The organism is Deefgea piscis, assembly GCF_019665785.1.
Lineage (GTDB): Bacteria > Pseudomonadota > Gammaproteobacteria > Burkholderiales > Chitinibacteraceae > Deefgea.
The window spans coordinates 333,636-355,628 of the sequence record NZ_CP081149.1; the positions used below are offsets into that span (position 1 = coordinate 333,636).

Consider the following 21,993-nt stretch of genomic DNA (forward strand, 5'->3'; position numbering starts at 1 on the left):
ACAAACAACAAAAGATATATTGAACTCAGGGTATATGTAAGAATACTGTTATAGTGTGCAAGGCCCATTTTTATTCGCTCGAGCACGAATTGCAAACCAAGATATCACTACGATTTGCCGTGAGTTTTACCTTTGCCGCCCTACTCATTTTGGCGCTATTGCTCAGTAGTTGGCTGCAATTTCAAAACCAAAATAAGGCCATTGAAAACCTAGCTGAAAAAATCATGTCCGCACAGGCCAATGAAGTGCGCCATCAATTGCTGGATTTTTTATCTGCGCCAATTTTAAATAATCAAATCCTCAATAATTTATCTGAAATTAAATCCATCAATACCGCAACTGATTTAAGTGCACTGAATCAACCCTTTATTAATACCTATACCCAAGTGCTAGGTAATAAACCGGCACTGAGCCTAATTGGTTTTGGTAGTGTTAGCGGGCAATTTATCGCCCTAATGCGAGAGCAACAAATCACTCGCCTACTACTAAAAGACCAAAGAACTCAAGACCAACTGCAGCTATACCCAAACACCGAAATCAGTGCCGATAGTCAAACCCTCCCCGGTTACGACCCCAGAGAACGGCCTTGGTATCAAGCAGCAATCCACAGCGGCCAAGCCAGCTGGTCAGATGTCTATGCCACATTCAATCAAGAACAATCGGCCACCTTGTCATATTCCAGTCCGGTATATAACCAGGACAATCAGCTCATCGGGGTGATAATGAGCGATATTAATATCGATCATTTCAATCAGTTTTTACTTCAACAAGCCCAACCAGGTCATGGCGCAATCTTTATCGTTGATCAACAACAACGCTTAATTACGCACTCCTCTCCTCGTAGCGTAATGAGCGCCAATCCAGACCCACAGGCCCCAGCGCAGCGCACATTCGCCAAAGACAGTGAGCAAGCCCAAATTCGTGCCGCCAGTGCCTTACTCAATCAAGGGCCCAATTTGCGCACTCACTTTCAAGTACAAGGCGAGCGCATTTATTTTCAATCCATTTCACTGAATAATCAGCCCGGCATTGATTGGCGGATTATTATTTTAATTCCTGAAAAAGACCTGATTGGCAATCTAAAACAAAATCAACGCAATACCGTGCTGGTCATTTTATTGATTGGTCTTGCAGTAGCCATGTTGGCATGGTGGGTATTAGGGCGTATCACTCGGCCTATTATTTCTACTACCTTGGCTGCAGAAAAACTCGGACATGCCGATTGGCAAGCGATTCCTAGCTCAGGCATTCAGCTTAAAGAAACCGCCCTACTGACCAAAACCTTTAATGAGATGGCAGGCAAGCTGGCACTCTCTTTTGAGCAACTCAATCAACAGATCCGTTTTGACTCAATGACAGGGCTTATGAATCGCAATGGCCTTGCTGTTGCCATCAATGATTGGGCTTATACCCCAAGCCAGTCGCAGCTGATGTTGCTGATTGGTTTAGATGGCTACCGCGCCATCAACGACAGCGTAGGCCATGAGCTCGGCGATGCCCTATTGCAATCGATTGCCGTGCGACTGATCGAGCATCTGCCACCCAATGCCTTACTCGCTCGAACCGCCGGTGCTGAATTTACGATTTTATTGCCCGAAATCAGTAGCCCAGAAGATGCGACCTATACCACGCTGCGTTATCTAGCCTATTTTTCAGAAGCCTTTCAAGCCGAACAATCAGCCGATGAAATCGTCGTCACCGCATCCATTGGCGCAGTGTATGAACGCTTTCGACGTTGTGATTTAACCGATTGGCTGCGTAATGCCAGCGTGGCCCTCGGCAAGGCCAAAGCCAAAGGCTTTGGTTCTTATACGCTATTTGAAGCGCAAATGATTGAGCAATCCATCGCCAAAACACGGCTCACTTCTGAGCTTAAACTGGCGCTGGAGCGACAAGAATTCCGCGTGTTTTTCCAGCCGGTGATCGATTTACAAAATGGCGAAACCATAGGCGCAGAAGCGCTGATTCGTTGGGAAAGCCCACGCGGTATGATTTCCCCCGGCGTATTTATCCCAGCTGCAGAAGATTCAGGACTGATTTTACAAATTGGAAATTGGGTATTGCGAGAGTCTTGCCTGCAAATTGCCAATCAGCTTAAAGCCGGCTGGCGGGCTGATTTTGACGTGCATGTGAATGTCTCAGTACGGCAATTAATTCAATCTGATTTTTATGAGCAACTGCAGTTTATTTTGCAAAGCACTGGCTTACCGGCACATAACCTCACGCTAGAAATCACTGAATCTTGTTTAGTCACCCAAAGCGAAGTGGTCGCCAAATTAATTCGCCGTGTTCGTGCCCTTGGCGTCGGCATTGCGATTGATGACTTTGGCACCGGCTATTCATCGTTAGCGTATTTGCATCAATTTGATTTTGACTACCTTAAAATCGATCAATCCTTTATCGCCAGAATGCTCGAAAACATTCAAGACGAAGCGATTGTCTCGGCCATTATCAGTATGGCTTCCGGCTTTAAAGTGATTTTAGTCGGTGAAGGCGTAGAGACTGAAGCCCAAGCCAACCGTCTACGCGAGCTAGGTTGCCAGCGGGTTCAGGGTTATTTCTTTGGGCGACCAGCGCCATTAGCGGCATGGACTGACGATATTATTCAACAAAAAGACCAGAAAGAAAACAAAGGTATATTGTCCAATACTTTGATTTAAAAGGATTGGACGAATATACCCATGCTGTTGAATTTCTATATAGCTAATGCAATGCGCGAATCATCTGCGCCAATCCCAAGCTATTTATTCCCATGCTGCAAAACATAATCAATCGCGGCGCAGATGGTCGCTACTTGGGCTCGATTGCATTGCTCAGCGGTGGCATTGGGGCTATCGGGATACACTTCGGTCGTCGTGACATACATCGCATCAGTCATGCCGCCGCAAAGACCCAAAGCTTGTTTAGCATAATTGATTACGCCCAATTGCTGTAATGGCTCACCAATAATGCAGCCCGCGGCATCGGCGGCGGCAATATGCGTCACTTGGCTAACCGCAGAGATTAATGCCTGTTGAAATTCAGGTTGGGGATTTTCACTATCGCCAACCAAATAAAAGCCATCAGGAATATCGTGATATTCAAAAGCCACACCATCACGAGCGGCTTTAGCCGGACCAAACTCTGAATTGTCGGTATCGGTTGTTTCGTGCAAATCGATATGCAACGCCACATTTTGGGTTTGTGCGCGAATAAAGGCCATCGCAGCGGCGGATTCTGCTGCTGGGCTATGCTCGACAAAAGCGCGATTCGGATCAATGGCCAGCGGATTCCAGCGATTAATCGTTTCATAAGCCCAAGGGCTAATACACGGCAAAATTAATAAATTAACCGCAGCCTGATAATGGCTCAATTTTTGGGCAATAAATTGCAAAGCCCCTTGCACACCACTGGTTTCATAACCATGTACCCCACCAGTGACTAAAACCGTTGGACGATGCGCTTGCCAATCACGGCTACGTACAGCAAACAATGGATACTGCGCCAAACCCTGAGGCTGATAGTCCAAGACCGCATATTCCACCAACTCGGCCCAATCGGCCAGTGGCGAATCTCGATCTAATAATAAGGTCGTTAATGGGCTAACCACTTCATCCCAGTAGTTGCGCTTTCTTTGCTGTATCGCCAGCCAATCGGCTTTTTCTTTTGCTTGCCAAGCTATACCCAATGTACCGATCGGATAAATAGGCTGATTTACAGTGCTCGATTTTGTCATGAGGATACGCCTTAAAATTACTCAGTAATTCAACTATACCATCGCAACACCGCGTCGCAAGCGTGCTGGTATGGCAAAAAAAACCGCAGAAAAAAATCAAAATAATCCAAACATAAAAAAAGGCGCCCGAAGGCGCCTGATCTTTGTTGCTATCAGTGGCTTACTTGGCTGCTGCCGCGCCACCAATTACTTCTAGAATTTCCCATTTACCGTTTTTAACGGTGTAAACCGTAATCGCGCCATTATTGATATCACCTTTGGCATCAAACGAAATCGGTCCGGTCACCCCTTCGTATTTCATTGCTGCCAATTTTGGTAGATATTTAGCTGGATCAGCCGAGCCCGCTTCTTGCATCGCTTTTACCATCATATTCACTGAATCGTAGCAATATGGAGAATACAGCTGCACTTCATTGCCAAATTTAGCTTTGAATTTTTCTAAGAATGCCTTGCCGCCTGCCAACTGATCTTTAGGTGTGCCTGGGCTGGTGGCATACATGCCATCCGCATCAACACCGGCAAGTTTGATAAATTCAGGCGTTTGCGCACCATCGCCGCCCATGATAATGACATTCAAGCCCAGCTTTTTAGCTTGTTTTTTCATTGGTGCAGCTTGAGCATCCATGCCGCCGTAAAAAATCAAATCCGGTTTACTGCCTTTAATACTGGTTAATACCGCATTAAAATCAGTTTCTTGGTTATTACTAAATTCACGCTTCACGATTTGCGCGCCAGCGGCTTTAGCGGCAATTTCAAATTCATCGGCCAAGCCTTGGCCGTATGCAGTGCGATCATCAATGATGGCAATTTTTTTCGCGCCTAATTTACTCACCGCGTATTGGCCCAGCACTTTACCTTGCTGTGCATCATTGGCCATTACTCGAAATGCCGTTTTAAAACCTTGGTTGGTGTAATTCACCGCAGTGGCCGAAGGTGAAATTTGCGCAATTCCCGCATCAGAATAAATTTTAGACGCAGGAATCGTCGTCCCTGAATTCATATGGCCAATGACACCTGCCACATTGGCATCAACAAAGCGCTGCGCCACAGTGGTCGCGGTTTTCGGGTCACCTTGATCGTCTTCTGAAATCATTTCTAATTTCATTTTTTTACCAGCAATATCCACCCCACCCGCTGCATTGATTTCATCAATAGCCAGCTTCACGCCGTTTTCATTGTCTTTACCAAAATGCGCAGCTGGGCCAGTTAAAGCCGCTGAATGCCCAATTTTAATCACCGACTGGCTTGGCTCTTCCGCCGCCGCCGGTGTGCTCGCCGCTTCGCTGCCAACTGGCGCTTGTTTACCACACGCAGCCAAACCCATCACGGCCGCAGCAATCAAACTATAAGAAGTGATATTCATTTCAGGACATTCCAAAACAGAGAAAAAGACGGATCGGTATTAATACCAATAATTGTAAGGCTCAACGCATCATGCAGTAGCATGCCACAGAGGAATACTAGGGTATTCCTGTAGTCGATCGTCAGCTCTAATTGATTACTGAAGTGCAGTAAACCACATCGGTTTGATTTCTCGAATTTTAACCAAGAGTTGCTGCGCAATTTGTTGATGATCTTGTAAATTCGGATGCCACTGACAAGCCGTTAGCTGCAAGGGATTTACGGCTAAATAATGCACATTTCTGAGCCCAGCAGCCTTTGCCGTTGCCATTACCGCTGGCACTTGTACGCGTAATTGATCATCAGGCCAAACTTTATACGACATCAACACAATCTGTGGTTGCTGATATTGAGTATTAATTTCAGCAATCAATGCTTGATACGCGGCCTGAAAATCGGCAGCCAATTGTTCAGCATTGCGTTTTTCAGTTGGATTAATTGGCGTAGAAAAATCATTTAAGCCCAAGGCTATAACGACAATTTGTGGTTGCCAATCTGTCGCAGTAATCAAAGAACTCGCATCACTTTGAATTTTTCGTGGATAAAAAGTCCGAAAATCTTGATCTGCTAAACGACCATTCCAATTACGCACTAAACCCATTCCCGACATCGCATTAATTTGCCATTCGGCATCTAATTCACGCGCCACATTGACTGCAAAACCTTGGCGAATATCGGTATTTACTGCCAAATCAGCGTCTTTACATTCACGCTGCGTGGATAAACCCGCCAAAGCTGCGGTAAACGAATCACCAATAAATTCAATTTTGCGTTTCTTTGCTGCTGGCGCAGGCAACCATTGCCCACCTTCCGCTAAAACAAAACCATCCACTTGACCAATATAATCTGGCGTTTCGTTACGACGAATTAAATCAATTCGATGCCGAGATGCCGTTAAATTTTTTAGCCAAATCACTCGTTTACCCGCTGCTGGAGCGATATTCAGTAGAAATTGGCCATCCACTTCTACTGCGTAATGACTACGCTCATCATTTAACGCAATACCAATACGCTGCCCAATAAATTGAGCGGATAACACCCCACCTGGCCATGTAGCTTGATAATTGCCATTGCTGTGCACCCAACGTCCACTCGCCAAAATAGGTTCTGCAGCGAGCGCTGTATTCAGTATCGAAAACAGTAATGCCAAAATCCCAATGTATTTCATGATGAGCACCTGAAAAAAATGGAGTTTACGGCTTAGTTGGCTATTTGGCTGTGTTCAAAACTAATCAATAGTTTGTCCAAATCAAACATCAATGAGATCGATACTTTTATATGAAGCAAAAAAAGCCCCACGGAATTGGGGCTGTTGTATTTTATAAAATCTGGAACGTAAAATACTTAAACTGCATTTCTTGATATTGACCCGATTTAATGAGTTGGTCTAAAGCTTTATTAAATTTTGCCACCATTTCATGATCATCTTTAGCCAAAGCAATCGCTTCGCCTCGTCCTAAGCGAGGGTCACCCTTAATGATATTACCTACATAATTATAGTCTTTTGCATGCAGTGGATCGCGTAAAAACTCACCAAATACCGCGCTATCACCAAACACTAAATCTACTTCATCTTTATTCATCGCCAGCAATAAAGCATCGGCATCAGGATAATGCTTTAATTTCACTTTGCTATTATTAAATTCAGCAGTCAGATAATCTGAAAAAGTTGTATTGCTCACCACGCCAATGATTTGGCCTGCTAAGCGTTCAGGTGTCATCACCGGGAAGATAAATTGACGATTATTTTTAGCTAAATACGCCGCAGGAACCCGTGCATAAGGCTGTGTAAACTGAACTAATTTTTCACGCTCATCGGTAATCGACATCGTGGCAATAATCGCATCGGCTTTTTTGTCTTGCACCGCTGGAATTAAATCATCCCATTCATAGCGCTCAATACTGCACTTAACCGCCATTTCTTTGCACAGCGCATTGGCCAAATCAATATTAAAACCCACTAATTGCTGGTTTTTATCTAAATATTCGAATGGTGGATATTTACCCTCTAGGGCAATGCGTAAAAGTGGTTGCGATTCAGCCGCTGCACTGGCGATCTGATTTGTCGACGTTGGTGTTTTTTTATGTATCAGCGAAAAATACAATACTGGCGCAGCGATGACTGCAACAGCAATCACAATCCATTTTTTCATGACGATTCATCCATTGCTCTGTAAGTAGCAAATCATACGGAGAGCGGATTTTAATCGAATCAGTAGTTTCCCCGCTTGTTTATTATTAAATTTATTAAACAAAAAATATAATCACGTCAAACCATAAAGCGTCGTTATTTACCACGCTATCACCACCACAAAAGCGTTCCGGCAAAATTATTCGCTATACTCAGTAACTTAAACTTTGTGGAGGCTAAAATGTTCTTTACTGATAAAAAATACATTGCCGATTTAAATGAGCAAATTCGTCAGTTGCATGCAGAGAACGCACAACTAAAAAAAGAAAACACAAAGCTAAACAGTGATCAGCAATTTCTCTCTAGTTTACAAGTGCAAGATAATGGCGATGGAAAATACTATCAATCCTTATTCAAAACTATGGATTTATTTGGTGAGTCGCTCAAATTAAGTGCACACTCTATCGGCCATCTTACCGATAAAATGCAAGACGAATTACGCTGCGCCGCTGATTTATCTCGCGTGGCCCAAGATAATAATCAAAAGATAAATACGATTGCAAATAGCTTAAATCAACTATCCAGCACTGCAATACAATCAGTCAGTGACGTCGATAAACTTAATCAGCAATCAGATCAAATTAGCGGCATCGTACAAATGATCAAAGAAATTGCGGATCAAACGAACCTATTGGCACTCAATGCGGCAATTGAAGCCGCGCGTGCTGGCGAGCAAGGTCGTGGTTTTGCGGTCGTTGCCGATGAAGTCCGGAAACTCGCAGAACGCACCGGATCGGCCACCAAAGAAATTAGTCAATTGGTAGGTGATATTCGTACTGAAACCCAATCGGTTAAATCCACAATGAACACCCTCGCCGAGCAAACGGCGCAATTTAGTGCAATGGGTAGCAATGCGGCGAATGAAATGAATTTATTGATTAAAATTTCTGCCGAGATGGAAAAACTGGTGGCTGCAAATCAACTCAATACTTTTGTTGAAGTGAGTAAAATCGATCATATTGCATTTAAATTTAAAGTTTACGAAAGTGTTGCCGGTGGCGCAGCCATGCCAAATATCAATGATCCGCATCAATGCCGCTTTGGCCGCTGGTATTACGAAGGTGAAGGCAAAGCGCAAGCGGGAAATCATCCGGTTTATCGTGAATTAGAAGCGCCACATAATGAAATTCATCAAATGGGTAGCCAAGCCTTTAGCGCATGGCAAGCTGGGCAAAAATCACAAGTGATTGAAGCGCTCAATCGAATGGAAAATACCAGTTTAAAAATGATCCATATTTTAGATAAGTTGATTGATTAAACAGTCAAAAATGACGTGGCCATAACTTGCTTCGATCGAATTGCCTGCGCAACGCTTGTTGTAGCAGCTGTTGCCCAATCAAATGCCAGTAACGATTCGACAGTGCCTCAATTTAGAAACAAAAAAACCCGCAATCGCGGGTTTTTTATTCTTTGGTATCTCAATAGATGCTTCAAATACAAAGGGCTACAAGCCAATACCCATTATAAATCTGCTTCAACCTCATTCCCGCGTGCTTCCAGCCATGCACGGCGGCTAGAAGCCTCTGACTTACTCATCAACATATTCATCACATCACGCGTATTGGCAGCCACATCAGAATGAATCGATACCCGCATCACGCGGCGAGTATCGGGATTCATCGTCGTGTCGAATAATTGCTCGGCGTTCATTTCACCCAAGCCTTTGAAACGTGAAATATTCCATGCTGATTCACGTAGTTTTTCGCCTTTAAGCTTATCGAGAATCGCGGTCAATTCACCTTCATCCAGCGCATAAAACTTGCGCGGCGGTTTATTTTTACCACTGCCACCCACGTCAACGCGGTACAACGGTGGCTGCGCAACATAGATATGACCGTTAGCAACCAACAGCGGGAAATGACGATAAAACAAGGTCAATAGCAGCACTTGAATGTGCGATCCATCCACGTCCGCATCGGACATAATGATGACTTTGCCATAACGCAAGCCACTCATATCTGCGCCGCTATCGAGCGTATGCGGATCAACACCAATCGCAACCGCCATATCGTGAACTTCGTTATTGCCGAAAATTTGGTCTTTATCGACTTCCCAAGTATTGAGCACCTTACCGCGCAGAGGCAAAATCGCTTGGAAATCTTTATCGCGGCCCATTTTGGCTGAGCCCCCCGCCGAATCCCCCTCGACGAGGAATAATTCGCAGCGCTCAGTTTCATCCGACGCACAATCGGTCAATTTACCCGGCAATACCGCGACGCCAGAGGATTTTTTCTTTTCGACTTTCTGCGCGTTTTTTTGCCGCGATTGCGCAGCGCGAATGGCGAGTTCAGCGAGTTTTTTACCCAAATCAACGTGTTCATTCAGCCATAATTCAAATGGCGAGCGTACCATCGCCGATACCAGTTTAAGGCCATCACGACTAGTGAGTTTGTCTTTGGTTTGACCTTGGAACTGCGGGTCGAGCACTTTGGCAGACAGAACAAATGAGCAGCGGCTAAATAGATCTTCCGGCAGTAACTTAACGCCTTTGGGCAGCAAGTTATGGAAATCAATAAACGTTTTTACGACTTGAAACACCCCATCGCGCAGACCAGATTCATGTGTTCCGCCGGCTGGTGTTGGAATCAAATTCACATACGATTCGCGATTGACGCTACCGTCTTCAGTCCACGTCAGCGCCCAAGCACAACCTTCCCCGCGCGAGAAAATTTCATCTTCACCTTCGATGTATTTTTCACCCTGCAAAATAGGAATCAGCTGGGTATAACCGGCGACTTGTTCATTGAGATAGCCCAGTAAACCATCGGGATAACACCAACGTTTTTCGAGTAACTCACCATTCGCTTGCTCAATATTGAGCGTCACGATCAGCCCAGGTAAAAGCACGGCTTTAGATTTTAATAAATGCTCAAGATCGGCAACTGGAATAGTTGGGCTATCAAAATATTTAGCATCGGGTTCAACAAAAACCCGAGTGCCTGTGTCTTTTTTTAAGCAACTTCCAGTGACAAGTAATGGCTCAATCACATCGCCACCAGAAAAAACTAGGCGGTTAATTTGTCCTTCACGACGAACTTCAACCTCAAGTCGTGTCGACAAAGCATTGGTAACAGAAACACCAACGCCATGTAAACCACCCGAGAAGGCATAAGCGCCACCGTCTTTTTTATCAAATTTACCGCCAGCATGCAGCTGAGTAAATACCACTTGCACCGTAGGTACGCCCTCTTCAGGATGTAAACCTACTGGAATACCCCGGCCATTATCAGCCACGCGCATTGATTGATTACGATATAAAACCACGTCGATTTGCGTGGCATAACCGCCAAGCGCTTCATCAGCAGCGTTATCAATCACCTCTTGGCAGATATGCAAGGGGTTATCAGTGCGGGTGTACATGCCAGGACGGTGGCGGACTGGATCAAGGCCTTTTAAAACCTTAACGGAAGATTCGTCGTATTTAGGAGCTGCCATTGTTTCACGTGAAACCGGTAAAAATGATTGGAGGGAAGTCTAGCAGAGAAAGCCTGAAACGACACCGTTTCAAATGTCCAAAACCATGATGGCATACTCAAGCCCAGTGCCAATCTTAAGCATTGAAAGTCCATTTTAGATTCAGCTCATCACAATGCACGTGTCGATTTGACGCACTCACTTTGATTGCTACTGCTTAACAATATTTGATAACACACTAATGTTATATATATCTATTTCAACTTGGGTATATCGATAAATAACATTACTAATAAAGCTTATAGAGTAATACCTTCACTCAATACCCCGGCGATATTGGATTGCTTCAGCCAGATGCGGCGTTAAAATCGCCTCACTACCAGCTAAATCAGCAATCGTTCGGGCTACGCGCAATACTCGATGATAAGCACGCGCAGACCAGGCTAATTTTTGAATCGCATTTTGCAACATGGCCAAACCTGCGGCGTCCGTTTGGCAATGGGTATCCATTGCCGCGCCGAGTAAAGTAGAATTATTATGACCTTGCCGTGCTAGCTGCCGCTCACGGGCTTCACAAACCCTTTCACGCACCAATAAACTGCCTTCACTTTGCCCTTTGGCCAATAACACCGTATCAGGAATCGCCGGTACTTCGACCACCATATCAATACGATCCAGTAATGGTCCAGAAATGCGGCCTCGATAGCGCAGCACTTGTTCTGGCGTGCAACGACATGCTTTCTTCAGATGCCCTAAATATCCACAAGGACAGGGATTCATCGCCGCCACCAGTTGAAACCGTGCCGGAAATTCAGCTTGCCGTGCTGCGCGAGAAATATGAATTTTTCCACTCTCAAGTGGCTCTCGCAATACCTCTAAAACTTTTCGATCAAATTCGGGTAATTCATCTAAAAACAGAACCCCATGATGCGCCAGTGAGATCTCTCCAGGTTGCGGAATACTGCCACCACCCACTAAAGCAACGCTGGACGCCGTATGATGCGGGCTACGAAATGGGCGCTGACCGACATTACGCAGATCAAGCCCATTTTGCCCTAAGGACTGAATCGCTGCCGCCTCTAGTGCTTCATTTTCCAATAATGGCGGTAATAAACCCGGTAGCCGCTGCGCCAACATTGATTTACCGGTTCCTGGTGGGCCAATCAGTAATATAGAATGATTGCCCGCTGCCGCCACCTCAAGACCACGCCGAGCGGCAGACTGCCCTTTTACATCGGCTAAATCAGGATAAATAGGATTTGCCCTATCCATTGGCGCTAAAGCCGTTGGTAATGGTTGAGCTCCACTAAGATGGTGGCAAACTTCAAGTAAATGCGCTGCAGACAATATCGCTGCATTTTGAATTAATGCCGCTTCATGACTGCTACTGGCACTAATAATCAATGTTCGCTGCGCATCACGAGCCGCCATGGCTAATGCCAAGCCACCTCGTACTGAACGTAATTGCCCAGTTAAGCCTAATTCACCCGCAAATTCATAATCAGCTAAATGCTCGCAGGGTAATTGCCCACTCGCAGCTAATATACCCACCGCAATCGCCAAATCATAATGCCCTGCCCCTTTGGGCAAATCGGCAGGAGCTAAATTTACGGTAATTCGGCGATTAGGAAATTCAAAACCAGCCACTTGCAATGCCGCTCGAACTCGTTCTCGAGATTCACGAACTTCAGTATCAGCCAGCCCCACCAAATTAAATGCGGGCAAGCCATTGGCTAGATGAACCTCAACAGTAACCGATTGCGCAGATAAGCCATCTAATGCTCGAGAATACAAAACGGCAAGCGACATGATTGATTCACAAATGCTATGCTAATTCATACAGTGTAAGCAGGAAAATCAGATTTAATGGAACAATCAACGATTTTAATGCCTAATTTCCGAAATTTAGGCGTAGTGTTGCGCGCCTTAGTCTTAGTGCATTTAGGCGTCTTGATTTATGTATTTATTAGTATTAATCGCTGGAATGAATGGATAAACAAACTCACCGAAATTAGTTTATGGGTTGAACCTGTCCTACTTATTTCATTAGCAGGGCTAGCAGTAGTGAGTGCACAACTACAAAAAATGAACTACCGAAATGCTGTGATGACTGTATTGCTGTGGGTTTTCTGCGTCGCGTTTAGCATATCAAAGCTATTTCAAAATTTAATTCCGCTTGACCAGAGCGTTGTACCTTGGCGCTTTGAGTTTATTACGCTCAGCGTGACTTTTTTGCTGCTGCATTATTACCAACTTTGGATTCGTGCCCTATCACCGCGTTTGGCTGAAGCCAGACTTGTCGCCTTACAGGCAAGAATAAGACCGCATTTTTTCTTTAATAGTTTGAATGCGGTGCTATCTTTAATACGAAGTCAGCCAAAATTAGCTGAGCGGCTGCTAGAAAACCTGTCAGAACTCTTTCGTGTAGCAATGGGTACAGAGACAGGTCTTTCCACAATGGCGCGCGAAGTAGAATTGGCGCAAGGTTATCTTGAAATTGAAAAGGTACGTTTAGGTGATCGCTTACAAGTTGAATGGCATATCGACAAGATGCCTAAAAACGCCCTGATCCCACCGTTGATTCTGCAACCATTGCTAGAAAACGCGATTTATCATGGTATTGAGCCAAATATCGAACCTGGGATTATTCAATTGAATATATTTCGAGTGCGTGAGGAAGTACATATCAACATTCGAAATCCTCTTTTAAATAGTACGCCGCTACGACGCGGTAATGGCATGGCACAAGAGAATGTACGCGAGCGTTTACTGCTTTATTATGATGCCGAAGCAAATCTCAGCATCACCACAGGAAACGACTATTATCAAATACATATCATGCTGCCCTATCGGGAGCTTTAACAATGAATACTGCGTTACGACTCTTTCTCGTTGATGACGAACTACCGGCACTCAACCGATTGCAGGACCTTCTAAATGATTGTGCGCAAGAATGTCCAAATCAGGTCATTGGCACAGCAACCAATGGTATGAGTGCGCTACCGCAAATTGCTGAGCATGACATTGATGTGGTGATTTTAGATATCCAAATGCCGCAAATGAGTGGAATTGAGGTGGCTAAAAAACTAATGCATTTAGCAAAACCACCAGCAGTTATTTTTGCAACTGCATTTGAAGATTATGGCGTTGCTGCATTTGATGTACGTGCGGTTGATTATTTACTCAAGCCAATACGACAAGATCGTCTTCTTACAGCATTAAAACGAGTCGTAGAACAAAAACAACAACATCATATACCAAGCAACAATCAAACTATCGAAGGTGCACGTAGTCATTTCAGTGTGACTGAACGCGGACGCGTTCACTTAATTCCTGTGAGTGAAGCTCGCTTTTTAAAAGCAGAACAAAAATACATCACACTACGTACTCGTGACCGTGAATACTTACTTGAAGATTCGTTAACTAAGCTAGAAGATGAATTTGGATCAAAATTTGTCCGAATACATCGCAATTGCTTAGTCTCTCGCGATAATATCGCTGGATTCGAACGCGAAGTGCAAACTGGGGGCGAAGCGCATTGGGTTGTGATATTACGTGATGTGCCAGAGCGATTACCTGTGAGTCGTCGCCAACAACATATTATTAAAGACTTCAAAAAAGGTCATGATGGATAATTTTAGTATCAATACCCCTTCATTATTATTTCCTGCTATTTCCTTGTTAATGCTGGCGTATACCAATCGATTTTTAACTATTTCAAGTATTATTCGTCAGCTTTATGATCATCACCGCAGTAATCCGCATGATAATATTTTGCGTCAGTTAGCTAATTTAAGAAAACGAGTATGGCTTATTCGTTATATGCAAGCTTTTGGTATTACTAGTTTATTACTGTGTATTATTTCAATGATTTTTATGGCCATAAACTTAGATCAGTTAGCGCAGGGATTATTTGTTGCTAGTTTAATATTAATGATAGGATCATTAATATTATGCTTACAAGAAGTCATGGTATCAGATTCAGCATTAAAAATTTTATTGTCTGATATTGAAGATGAAATAAAAAATCCTAAAAAATAACTATAAAAAACGGGCTAAAGCCCGTTTTTTATTATGCTAACAAAGCTAAAATCCACATTGCTGCTAAATTAAATAAACAGACTAATTGTGCTGCACTACCTAAATCCTTAGCCCTTTTGGCTAAATCATGTTTAGCTAAAGAAGTATGATCAACAGCCGCTTCAATCGCTGAATTTAGCAATTCAACTATCATAGTAACTAAATGGCTTGCAACAATAATCGCATGAGCCCATGCCGGCATAGCAAGGAAAAAAGATAATGGAATACCAACAATCGCTAACAAACTGACTTGACGAAAGGCCGCTTCATTTATCCAACCTGCTTTTAATCCATCAATTGAATAACCTAATGCATTTAATACTCGTTTTACGCCTGTTTTACCTTTAAAGGGGCTTTCGCTCACTCTTTCTCTCCCGTTAAGATTCAAATACATCAACATAACAAATATAGCTAGTTAATAAAGCTACTGGTAATGCAATAATTAAACCTAAAAACATTGGCAATATTGCTAAAAATAAAAATACACCGCCAATCATAGACATGATTAAGATTGGTTGCCAATTTCTCCAAAAAGCTAGAAATGATAACTTCATTGCCTCATTAGCTTTCATTCCTTGCAACATCACTAAAGTTGGGGCATAAAAATAAGCACTATAAACAATTAAAAAAGCAAATAATACAACGATTAACAAAGGCCAAATTACACCAATCTGCTCAATAATTTGAATGTTTTTATTGATCGAAAGAAAACCAAAAAAAGACGATATTGCAAATAGCACAGTCATCAATACCATAACAAATATGGTACCGAACATATATAAAACACCAACTTTTATTAATTCAAAAAATCTTAATTTAAATCCTGAAAACAAATCAATTAATTCTGGTATTTCTCCATCTGCTTGTTTTTTTGCCGACCACATAATACCACCTAAAAAAACCGGCCCAAGCAAAGTAGAAATAAACCCACCAATTACAGGTAAGAAAGCAATACCAAAAAATAGCGCCACAAAAACGCCACAAATACTAATCCAGATTGTTGGTGCTTGTTTAAATAATTTAAATGCATTCACAATCCAATACCAACCTTGTATTGCGGGTATTTTTTTTGGTTCAATACTTACATCGATTACATTATCTTGTTCTAACATACTTATTACCTGGTTAAAAAAGGTTAATCCCCACATCCTAACTGAAATTAGATCTTTTTTAAGCCTGTATCTTGCCAGATAAAGATGAAGCTCACATGAAAAAGCCGCTGAAATCAGCGGCTTTTTTATTAAAATACTATAAATTTATGCGATGCAAGCCAATGCTTGGCGAGCAATCATTAGTTCTTCATTCGTTGGAATCACATAAACTGCGATTTTACTATCAGCTAAAGAAATGCGGCGTGGTTCACTAGAGCGTACCGCATTTGCCGCTTCATCAAGCTCAACACCTAACCAACGCAATTGATGACAAACTGCTTTACGTGTATTTGCATCATTTTCACCAATACCAGCAGTAAATACTAAAGCATCAATACCACCGATCGCCGCAGCTAAAGAAGCAGCTTCTCGAACTACACTGCTTGCAAAGTAATCAACTGCTAATTTTGCACGTGGCGAATCTGAATTTTCTAGATCACGCATATCGCTAGAGAAACCTGACAAACCAAGCAGACCAGATTCTTTGTATAGCAAGGTTTCAATTTGTTTTGCATCCATTTTTAAATGGTTCATCAAATGCAATACAACACCCGCATCAATACGTCCACAACGAGTACCCATTGGCAAACCATCTAATGCAGTAAAGCCCATCGTTGTTAATTGGCAGCGACCGCCAAGTAAACCAGCCATTGAAGAACCGTTACCTAAATGAGCAACGACAGTACGACCTTCTGCGGCACGAGTATCAATTTCTGGCAATACGCTGGCAATATATTCATATGACAAGCCATGGAAGCCATAACGACGAATGCCTTCTTTTTGTGAGAATTCATACGGTAGTGCAAATAATTGGTTTAATTCAGGTTGAGTCGTGTGAAATGCAGTATCAAAACAAGTGACTTGCGGCACATTTGGCAATAATTCTTCAAGGACACGAATTGGTGTGATGTTATGTGGTTCATGCAAAGGTGCCAAAGGAATCAAAGCTTCTAAACCAGCAATCACTTCTGGTGTCACAAGTTCAGGTTTTGAATAAGTGGTTCCACCATGAACTACACGATGGCCAATAACTGCAATTGAACGTCCTTCAATGCGTGATTCCAACCAGTTGAGCATATAGCGTAAAGCATAGTCGTGATTTTTTGGCGCATCACTAGGTAATGTTTCATTGGCTACTTTATTATCAGCTGCATCTTTTGCACTAAATTTTGGTTCTACATACAAACCTTCCATTTGGCCTTTAAATAAGACGATAGGATCAGCTGCGCTAGTCTCAAATAATGAAAATTTAATACTTGAAGAACCTGCATTGATAACTAAAACTAATTCACTCATTTTTTACTCCAAATTAAAAAATAACGAAGGGTATTGATCTATAAACCTAGTAAATCAAGACCTTGAAGGCCATACTACTTAAACTAATTTTAAAAAATTATTAAATATAAACATATAGAAACTTAATTATGCAAATAGTTATTAAGTTGCATCATATTATGATTTTGTATAGTTCATATAAATTCTTACAGCATAAATTGCAATTTTATTGTAAGTTACTTACATTTCTTGATTGCGCAAAATAGTACTTCTTAAAATATGTAAGGTTTAATCCAGATTTACAGCGAACTACAGTCACTTACTTATTATGACGTGTAGTTTGGCAAACACTTGTAGGCTATGCAAAGTAAATTGTGGCATATCAGTAGTGATATGAAGCTTTAAAATCAACCTTATCTATTTGTTTTTATTCAATATTTTTAAACAAAGCTATTCTTTTTATCATTAAGTTAGCACTTGATTCATCATTTTTATTAGCAGTTAGCTCTACAATTACGGTAAATTTTACATAAATTGAAAGTTTAAACTTGATGAATGTATGTGCTTAGCTTCTGATATTGATCTAGTTTTTACTTGATTTTTAAAAGATGTCGTTTGCATAACTCATAAAATTAACAGCATTATAAACCGTGAAAATTATAATAACTTGGTTAATATCAAGGTCTTGAAGGTCATCGTTAAAAATGAATACTAATTACACTACGCATCTTATTTGTGCTCCGGATTTATCAGATGCTTTTAAAGTAACTAATATTAATATTAAATTAGGTGAATTTGTACATAAAAATGAATTGCTAATATCCTTAACTAAAAACAATGAACATATTTATATTAATGCAATTGAGGATGGTCAAATTAGTTATTTATTTATTAAAATTGGTGATGATATTAATAGCGGTGATTTATTATTATCAATGGAAATTGAAGAATTGCCAACTGGGTTTTTAGATATTGCAGATCAATCTGGTTACAAAGATTCAACACAAATAGATATTGAAAATTCATTATTGATAATACCTTCTGCAGCAAGTTTAGCTTCTCGTTTAGGTGTTGATTTAAGTTTAGTAACTCCAAATTGTATAACTGGTTATATAGGTAATGAAGAAGTTGAATTATTTGTTAAGCATGAATTATTAAAATTACAGCAGTTGAGGAAATTATTAGCATAGCTTGTCTGTTTCAAAATATGTATTTGGTATTTCACTTTGGATTGATGTTTGTTGGTTGCAAGTTTTAAGTCATTGATTTTTATAGCTTAAATTTAAAATTGTTTATAAGTTATTGATTTATATATGTTTTTAGATCTCCCGAATTTTAAGGTGATCATGTTTTGAAGCGTTTGTTTTTTATATATATATTGATAAGTAAAAGATAGTAGTAATAGATAAGGATCAGAAATTCTGTGGATAACTCGATAAACCTATATTTATCAACATTTTAAGTTATCCACATGGGTGCTGATAGTCCTTGTTCCTGCTGTGGATAATATGTGTTGAGTTTTAGCTTTGATCTGTGGGTAACACTTATCCACATTGATCGTGGACTTCCCCACATTTTAAGTGATTGATTTGTATAGGGTTGTGTGAATAAGCGTATAATCGCGGCTTTTATTGGGGGTGTTTGATGGCAATTCAGTGGTTTCCGGGTCATATGCATGTGGCGCAGAAGAAAGTGGCAGAGACAATGGCCAAGGTGGATATGGTGATTGAAATCGTGGATGCACGTATGCCCTTGTCCAGTAGTAACCCAATGATTGAGAAGTTGCGTTTGCATCGGCAACGTCCAGCTTTAAAAATTATCAATAAAACAGATTTGGCTGATCCTAAGTTAAGTCAGTTATGGTTGAACTATTTCCGCCAGCAAGCTGGTACTGAAGCCTTGTTGATGGGCGAAGACAACAAGCAAGCGGCTATTAAACAGATCGCTGTCTTGTGCAAAAAATTAGCACCGTTTCGTAATGATGCTGAAAAGCCGTTGCGAGCGATGATTTTGGGCATCCCTAACGTTGGTAAGTCGACTTTATTAAATACGCTGGCGAAGCGAAAAGTGGCGCGTGTTGCAGATACCCCCGGTGTTACTAAGTCTCAGCAGCGGATTGAAACGCTTGATGGGGTTATTTTGTATGACACGCCAGGATTAATGTGGCCTAAAGTTGAGCATGAACCTTCAGGTTTTCGCTTGGCTTTGGGCGGCTCAATTGGTCGCAATGCGTATGATGAAATTTTGGTGGCTTATTTTGCGATTGAAACTTTACGTGAGCGCTACCCTAAAGAATTGATGGCACGCTATAAATTGAGTAGTTTGGATGGTAGTGTGGATGAGTTGTTTAATTTGATTGGTCGTAAACGTGGCGCTTTGATGGCTGGTGGTGTGATTGATGAACAAAAAACAGCTGATTTAATTATCACGGATTACCGTAGCAAAGCGATTGGTCGAATGACTTTAGAAGTACCTGATGACTTTATCGGGGTTGATTTAGGTTCGGGGGATGATCTTCCTGACGAACTTGAAACTGAAGATGAAGATTGATTTGTATTCGTTGGCACTGATGTACTTGCTGAATGTAACATCACATAATATGTAACTCGGCATGCATTATCTAGCTTTGGTGTAGGTATATCGCTGTAGATCTTTATTTTAAAGGGTTTTGTCTGTATACCTATATGTAAGTTTAATAATTTATTGAATTTGTATCGAGATGCATAATCAATATTTTTACTTTTTTGTCGCTGCATGACGTCAAAATTGCGATTGATAGGAAATCAAAAATGGATGTAGAGCTTGGTCATTTGGAAGGCAAGGTCTTGCAATTAGTGAACTTATGCCGTGAATTACGCACTGAAAATCAAGAACTTAGAGCCAATTTGCAATTGGCTCAAGAAGAAAATCAAAGCTTAAACACTAAATTAGTTGGCGCAAAAGACAAAGTGAATGCGATTTTGGCTAAATTACCTGAGGATGGCGTATGACTGATGCCGTGAAGTTGTTGGATATTTCAATCATGGGACGTGAGTTTCGTGTGGCTTGTCCTGCGCATGAAGAAGAAACCTTACTTCAAGCTGTGCAACTTCTCGACGCACGGATGCATGAAATTCGCACTGCTGGTAAGGTCATTGGTATCGAGAAGATCGCAATGATGACGGCTTTAAATATGACGCACGAGTTTTTAACGGCAAAGGTTGAAGGTGGCTTTGACTTTAGTGATTTTCAGCGTAAAATCGGTAACATCAGTTCAACGATCGACGCAGTTTTACAGGAATAATTTAATTATTTTGAACTGCGCCGTGATGCAAGTTAGCTTTCCTGCGGTGTTCGCGACGGTTCTAAATCTTTGAACCGATAAGCTGTATAGCACGTTTGCCAGTCATCTAGACGCCTGTTGTGAGCGTTCCTTGAGAATGCACCTGATGGCATCTGACCGGCAACAACTTGAACCATGGGTTCAAGATGCGAACCGAAACGGCACTGTGGGAAGCCCTCATTTTTTGTGATTACTCAAAAAACTCAATTACGTCGTGATCTTCGGCAACGCCGAACTGCGATATCTAAAATACAGCGACAAGCTGCTGCTTGGGCTGTAACTCATTATCCGCAAATTTTACAAAAACTTCGTCGTGGCAAAAAAATTGCATTATATGTGCCTGTTGGCAGTGAGTTTTCTGCTTGGCCATTAATTTTTTTAGCACTGCAACGTGGTTGCTTAGTCTATTTGCCGGTTGTACCTAAAGTGGGTCGACGATTAAATTTTGTTCGCTTAAATGAAGATGCAGTTTGGTCTTATGGCGCATTTAATATTCTAACACCCAGTCATTTTGAGCAATGTTCAAGCCGTGATTTGAATTCTGTTTTTGTTCCTTTGCTTGGTTTTGATTTGCAATTAGCTCGATTAGGGCAAGGTGGTGGCTATTACGATACGACATTTGCATTTCGTCGATTACGAAAAACTTGGCTTAAACCGGCATTAATTGGCTTGGCGTATTCATGCCAACAAGTGGAACGATTGCCTTGTGAGGCCTGGGATTTAAAGTTAGATGCAATTGCAACTGAACAAGGATGGATTCGTCGCTCGGGTATCAATTGAGAGTAGTGAAATTACTGACATACTTTCGCATTCTACTTGTTTATGATGTCAAGCTTGCTCTATGCTATTTGCATCGCAACGGTTTGAAGTAAATCAAGTGAGGTAATTATGGTTGCTGTAATTTCTTCCCCTGTGCGTATTATGAATGCGGCAGGCCTTCATGCTAGACCTGCGGCGAATATTGTTAATACTGCTAAGCAGTACCAGTCTGAGATTAAGTTGTTACATAAAGGCATTGAAGCTAATGCTAAATCTCTTGTTTCTGTGATGGGCTTAGATGTTTCTAAAGACGATCAGATTCAAATCAAAGCGGATGGGTTAGATGCAAATGAAGCAATGCTTGCGGTAAGCGCAATGATTGCTTCTGGTTGTGGAGAAGACTAAATCGGTTAAATCTATAAATAGGGTGGCTTAAGCCACCCTATTTGCTTCTGAATAGTAAGTATTCAAAACCATTTTCTATTTTGCATGTAAAAAAATGTAATAAAGTAATATTTTAAATTAAATGAACTCTTGAAGCTGATTAAGCACAAAACATGTATTTTTTATAAAGTTAAAATGAATAAATATGGTTTAAGCATATCTAGATTTCGATCTGTAAAATTTACATATAAATTGAGCAATATTACGCCCCATGTCAATAGCATTGGCGGGTAAACTAAAA

At 41.6% G+C, this 21,993-nt stretch carries 20 protein-coding genes, 1 other RNA gene and 1 pseudogene; 13 read left to right on the forward strand and 9 right to left on the reverse strand.

Going from position 1 to position 21,993, the window contains the following annotated elements:
* The first annotated feature begins 119 nt into the window (after positions 1–119).
* The gene (locus tag K4H25_RS01610) at positions 120–2,660 is read left to right on the forward strand and encodes a bifunctional diguanylate cyclase/phosphodiesterase (protein ID WP_221021729.1); all 2,541 of its coding nucleotides are present in this window, start codon (positions 120–122) and stop codon (positions 2,658–2,660) included.
* An 80-nt stretch (positions 2,661–2,740) separates the two neighbouring features.
* Here K4H25_RS01610 and K4H25_RS01615 read toward each other — a convergent pair whose 3' ends face one another.
* From K4H25_RS01615 to K4H25_RS01630, 4 genes are all read right to left on the reverse strand, one after another.
* Positions 2,741–3,715: a M14 family metallopeptidase gene (locus K4H25_RS01615; RefSeq protein ID WP_221021730.1), complete on the reverse strand. Its 975-nt coding sequence runs from the start codon at positions 3,713–3,715 to the stop codon at positions 2,741–2,743.
* A gap of 160 nt (positions 3,716–3,875) precedes the next feature.
* A complete protein-coding gene (locus K4H25_RS01620) occupies positions 3,876–5,078 on the reverse strand; it encodes a branched-chain amino acid ABC transporter substrate-binding protein (RefSeq protein ID WP_221021731.1) in 1,203 nt (400 codons plus the stop codon).
* A gap of 135 nt (positions 5,079–5,213) precedes the next feature.
* Positions 5,214–6,284, reverse strand: coding sequence for an SGNH/GDSL hydrolase family protein (locus K4H25_RS01625; protein WP_221021732.1), 1,071 nt, complete (start codon positions 6,282–6,284; stop codon positions 5,214–5,216).
* Positions 6,285–6,435: 151 nt separating this feature from the next.
* A complete protein-coding gene (locus tag K4H25_RS01630) occupies positions 6,436–7,269 on the reverse strand; it encodes a transporter substrate-binding domain-containing protein (protein WP_221021733.1) in 834 nt (277 codons plus the stop codon).
* A gap of 627 nt (positions 7,270–7,896) precedes the next feature.
* On the opposite strand from K4H25_RS01630, the pseudogene K4H25_RS17085 reads away from it, so the two are divergent.
* Positions 7,897–8,157 (forward strand): annotated as a pseudogene (locus tag K4H25_RS17085) (methyl-accepting chemotaxis protein); the annotation flags it as partial.
* Positions 8,158–8,202: 45 nt separating this feature from the next.
* Entirely contained in the window at positions 8,203–8,565 is a 363-nt protein-coding gene (locus K4H25_RS17090; RefSeq protein ID WP_255588182.1) for a CZB domain-containing protein, read from the forward strand.
* 203 nt (positions 8,566–8,768) lie between these two features.
* Here the strand turns inward: K4H25_RS17090 and parE are convergent, their stop codons facing one another.
* Together parE and K4H25_RS01645 are read right to left on the reverse strand one after the other, a co-directional pair.
* Positions 8,769–10,742 carry a DNA topoisomerase IV subunit B gene (parE, locus tag K4H25_RS01640; protein WP_221021735.1) on the reverse strand — a complete coding sequence of 658 codons (1,974 nt, stop codon included), beginning with the start codon at positions 10,740–10,742 and terminating at the stop codon, positions 8,769–8,771.
* A gap of 294 nt (positions 10,743–11,036) precedes the next feature.
* Positions 11,037–12,530, reverse strand: coding sequence for a YifB family Mg chelatase-like AAA ATPase (locus K4H25_RS01645; protein WP_221021736.1), 1,494 nt, complete (start codon positions 12,528–12,530; stop codon positions 11,037–11,039).
* Positions 12,531–12,587: 57 nt separating this feature from the next.
* Between K4H25_RS01645 and K4H25_RS01650 the strand changes: the two genes are divergently transcribed.
* From K4H25_RS01650 to K4H25_RS01660, 3 genes are read left to right on the forward strand one after another with little or no spacing between them, the layout of a single operon-like run.
* The gene (locus K4H25_RS01650) at positions 12,588–13,583 is read left to right on the forward strand and encodes a sensor histidine kinase (protein ID WP_221021737.1); all 996 of its coding nucleotides are present in this window, start codon (positions 12,588–12,590) and stop codon (positions 13,581–13,583) included.
* 2 nt (positions 13,584–13,585) lie between these two features.
* Positions 13,586–14,356, forward strand: a complete 771-nt coding sequence (locus tag K4H25_RS01655) for a LytR/AlgR family response regulator transcription factor (protein WP_221021738.1) — start codon at positions 13,586–13,588, stop codon at positions 14,354–14,356.
* Positions 14,346–14,762 (forward strand): DUF2721 domain-containing protein, encoded by a 417-nt coding sequence (locus tag K4H25_RS01660; protein WP_255587906.1) that lies wholly within the window; start codon positions 14,346–14,348, stop codon positions 14,760–14,762. Before K4H25_RS01655 ends, K4H25_RS01660 begins: the two co-directional genes overlap by 11 nt.
* Positions 14,763–14,793: 31 nt before the next feature.
* On the opposite strand, the gene K4H25_RS01665 is transcribed toward K4H25_RS01660, so the two are convergent.
* From K4H25_RS01665 to K4H25_RS01675, 3 genes are all read right to left on the reverse strand, one after another.
* A complete protein-coding gene (locus K4H25_RS01665; protein WP_221021739.1) occupies positions 14,794–15,195 on the reverse strand; it encodes a diacylglycerol kinase in 402 nt (133 codons plus the stop codon).
* Positions 15,179–15,913 carry a BPSS1780 family membrane protein gene (locus K4H25_RS01670; RefSeq protein WP_221021740.1) on the reverse strand — a complete coding sequence of 245 codons (735 nt, stop codon included), beginning with the start codon at positions 15,911–15,913 and terminating at the stop codon, positions 15,179–15,181. The genes K4H25_RS01665 and K4H25_RS01670 overlap by 17 nt, the downstream gene beginning before the upstream one ends.
* Before the next feature lie 144 nt (positions 15,914–16,057).
* The gene (locus K4H25_RS01675) at positions 16,058–17,248 is read right to left on the reverse strand and encodes an acetate/propionate family kinase (RefSeq protein WP_221021741.1); all 1,191 of its coding nucleotides are present in this window, start codon (positions 17,246–17,248) and stop codon (positions 16,058–16,060) included.
* Between the two features lie 683 nt (positions 17,249–17,931).
* Between K4H25_RS01675 and K4H25_RS01680 the strand changes: the two genes are divergently transcribed.
* The 7 genes from K4H25_RS01680 (at position 17,932) to K4H25_RS01710 (ending at position 21,713) form a co-directional block, all read left to right on the forward strand.
* Positions 17,932–18,417, forward strand: coding sequence for a biotin/lipoyl-containing protein (locus tag K4H25_RS01680; protein ID WP_221021742.1), 486 nt, complete (start codon positions 17,932–17,934; stop codon positions 18,415–18,417).
* 454 nt (positions 18,418–18,871) lie between these two features.
* On the forward strand, positions 18,872–19,777 hold the full coding sequence (ylqF, locus tag K4H25_RS01685) for a ribosome biogenesis GTPase YlqF (RefSeq protein ID WP_221021743.1): 906 nt from the start codon (positions 18,872–18,874) through the stop codon (positions 19,775–19,777).
* Between the two features lie 239 nt (positions 19,778–20,016).
* The gene (locus tag K4H25_RS01690) at positions 20,017–20,217 is read left to right on the forward strand and encodes a hypothetical protein (protein WP_173532779.1); all 201 of its coding nucleotides are present in this window, start codon (positions 20,017–20,019) and stop codon (positions 20,215–20,217) included.
* Positions 20,214–20,510, forward strand: coding sequence for a cell division protein ZapA (locus tag K4H25_RS01695; protein WP_173532780.1), 297 nt, complete (start codon positions 20,214–20,216; stop codon positions 20,508–20,510). Before K4H25_RS01690 ends, K4H25_RS01695 begins: the two co-directional genes overlap by 4 nt.
* Before the next feature lie 35 nt (positions 20,511–20,545).
* Positions 20,546–20,726, forward strand: a non-coding RNA gene (gene ssrS, locus K4H25_RS01700) — 6S RNA.
* Between the two features lie 9 nt (positions 20,727–20,735).
* The gene (locus K4H25_RS01705; RefSeq protein WP_221021744.1) at positions 20,736–21,329 is read left to right on the forward strand and encodes a 5-formyltetrahydrofolate cyclo-ligase; all 594 of its coding nucleotides are present in this window, start codon (positions 20,736–20,738) and stop codon (positions 21,327–21,329) included.
* A gap of 108 nt (positions 21,330–21,437) precedes the next feature.
* A complete protein-coding gene (locus tag K4H25_RS01710; RefSeq protein WP_221021745.1) occupies positions 21,438–21,713 on the forward strand; it encodes an HPr family phosphocarrier protein in 276 nt (91 codons plus the stop codon).
* The last annotated feature ends 280 nt before the right edge of the window (positions 21,714–21,993 follow it).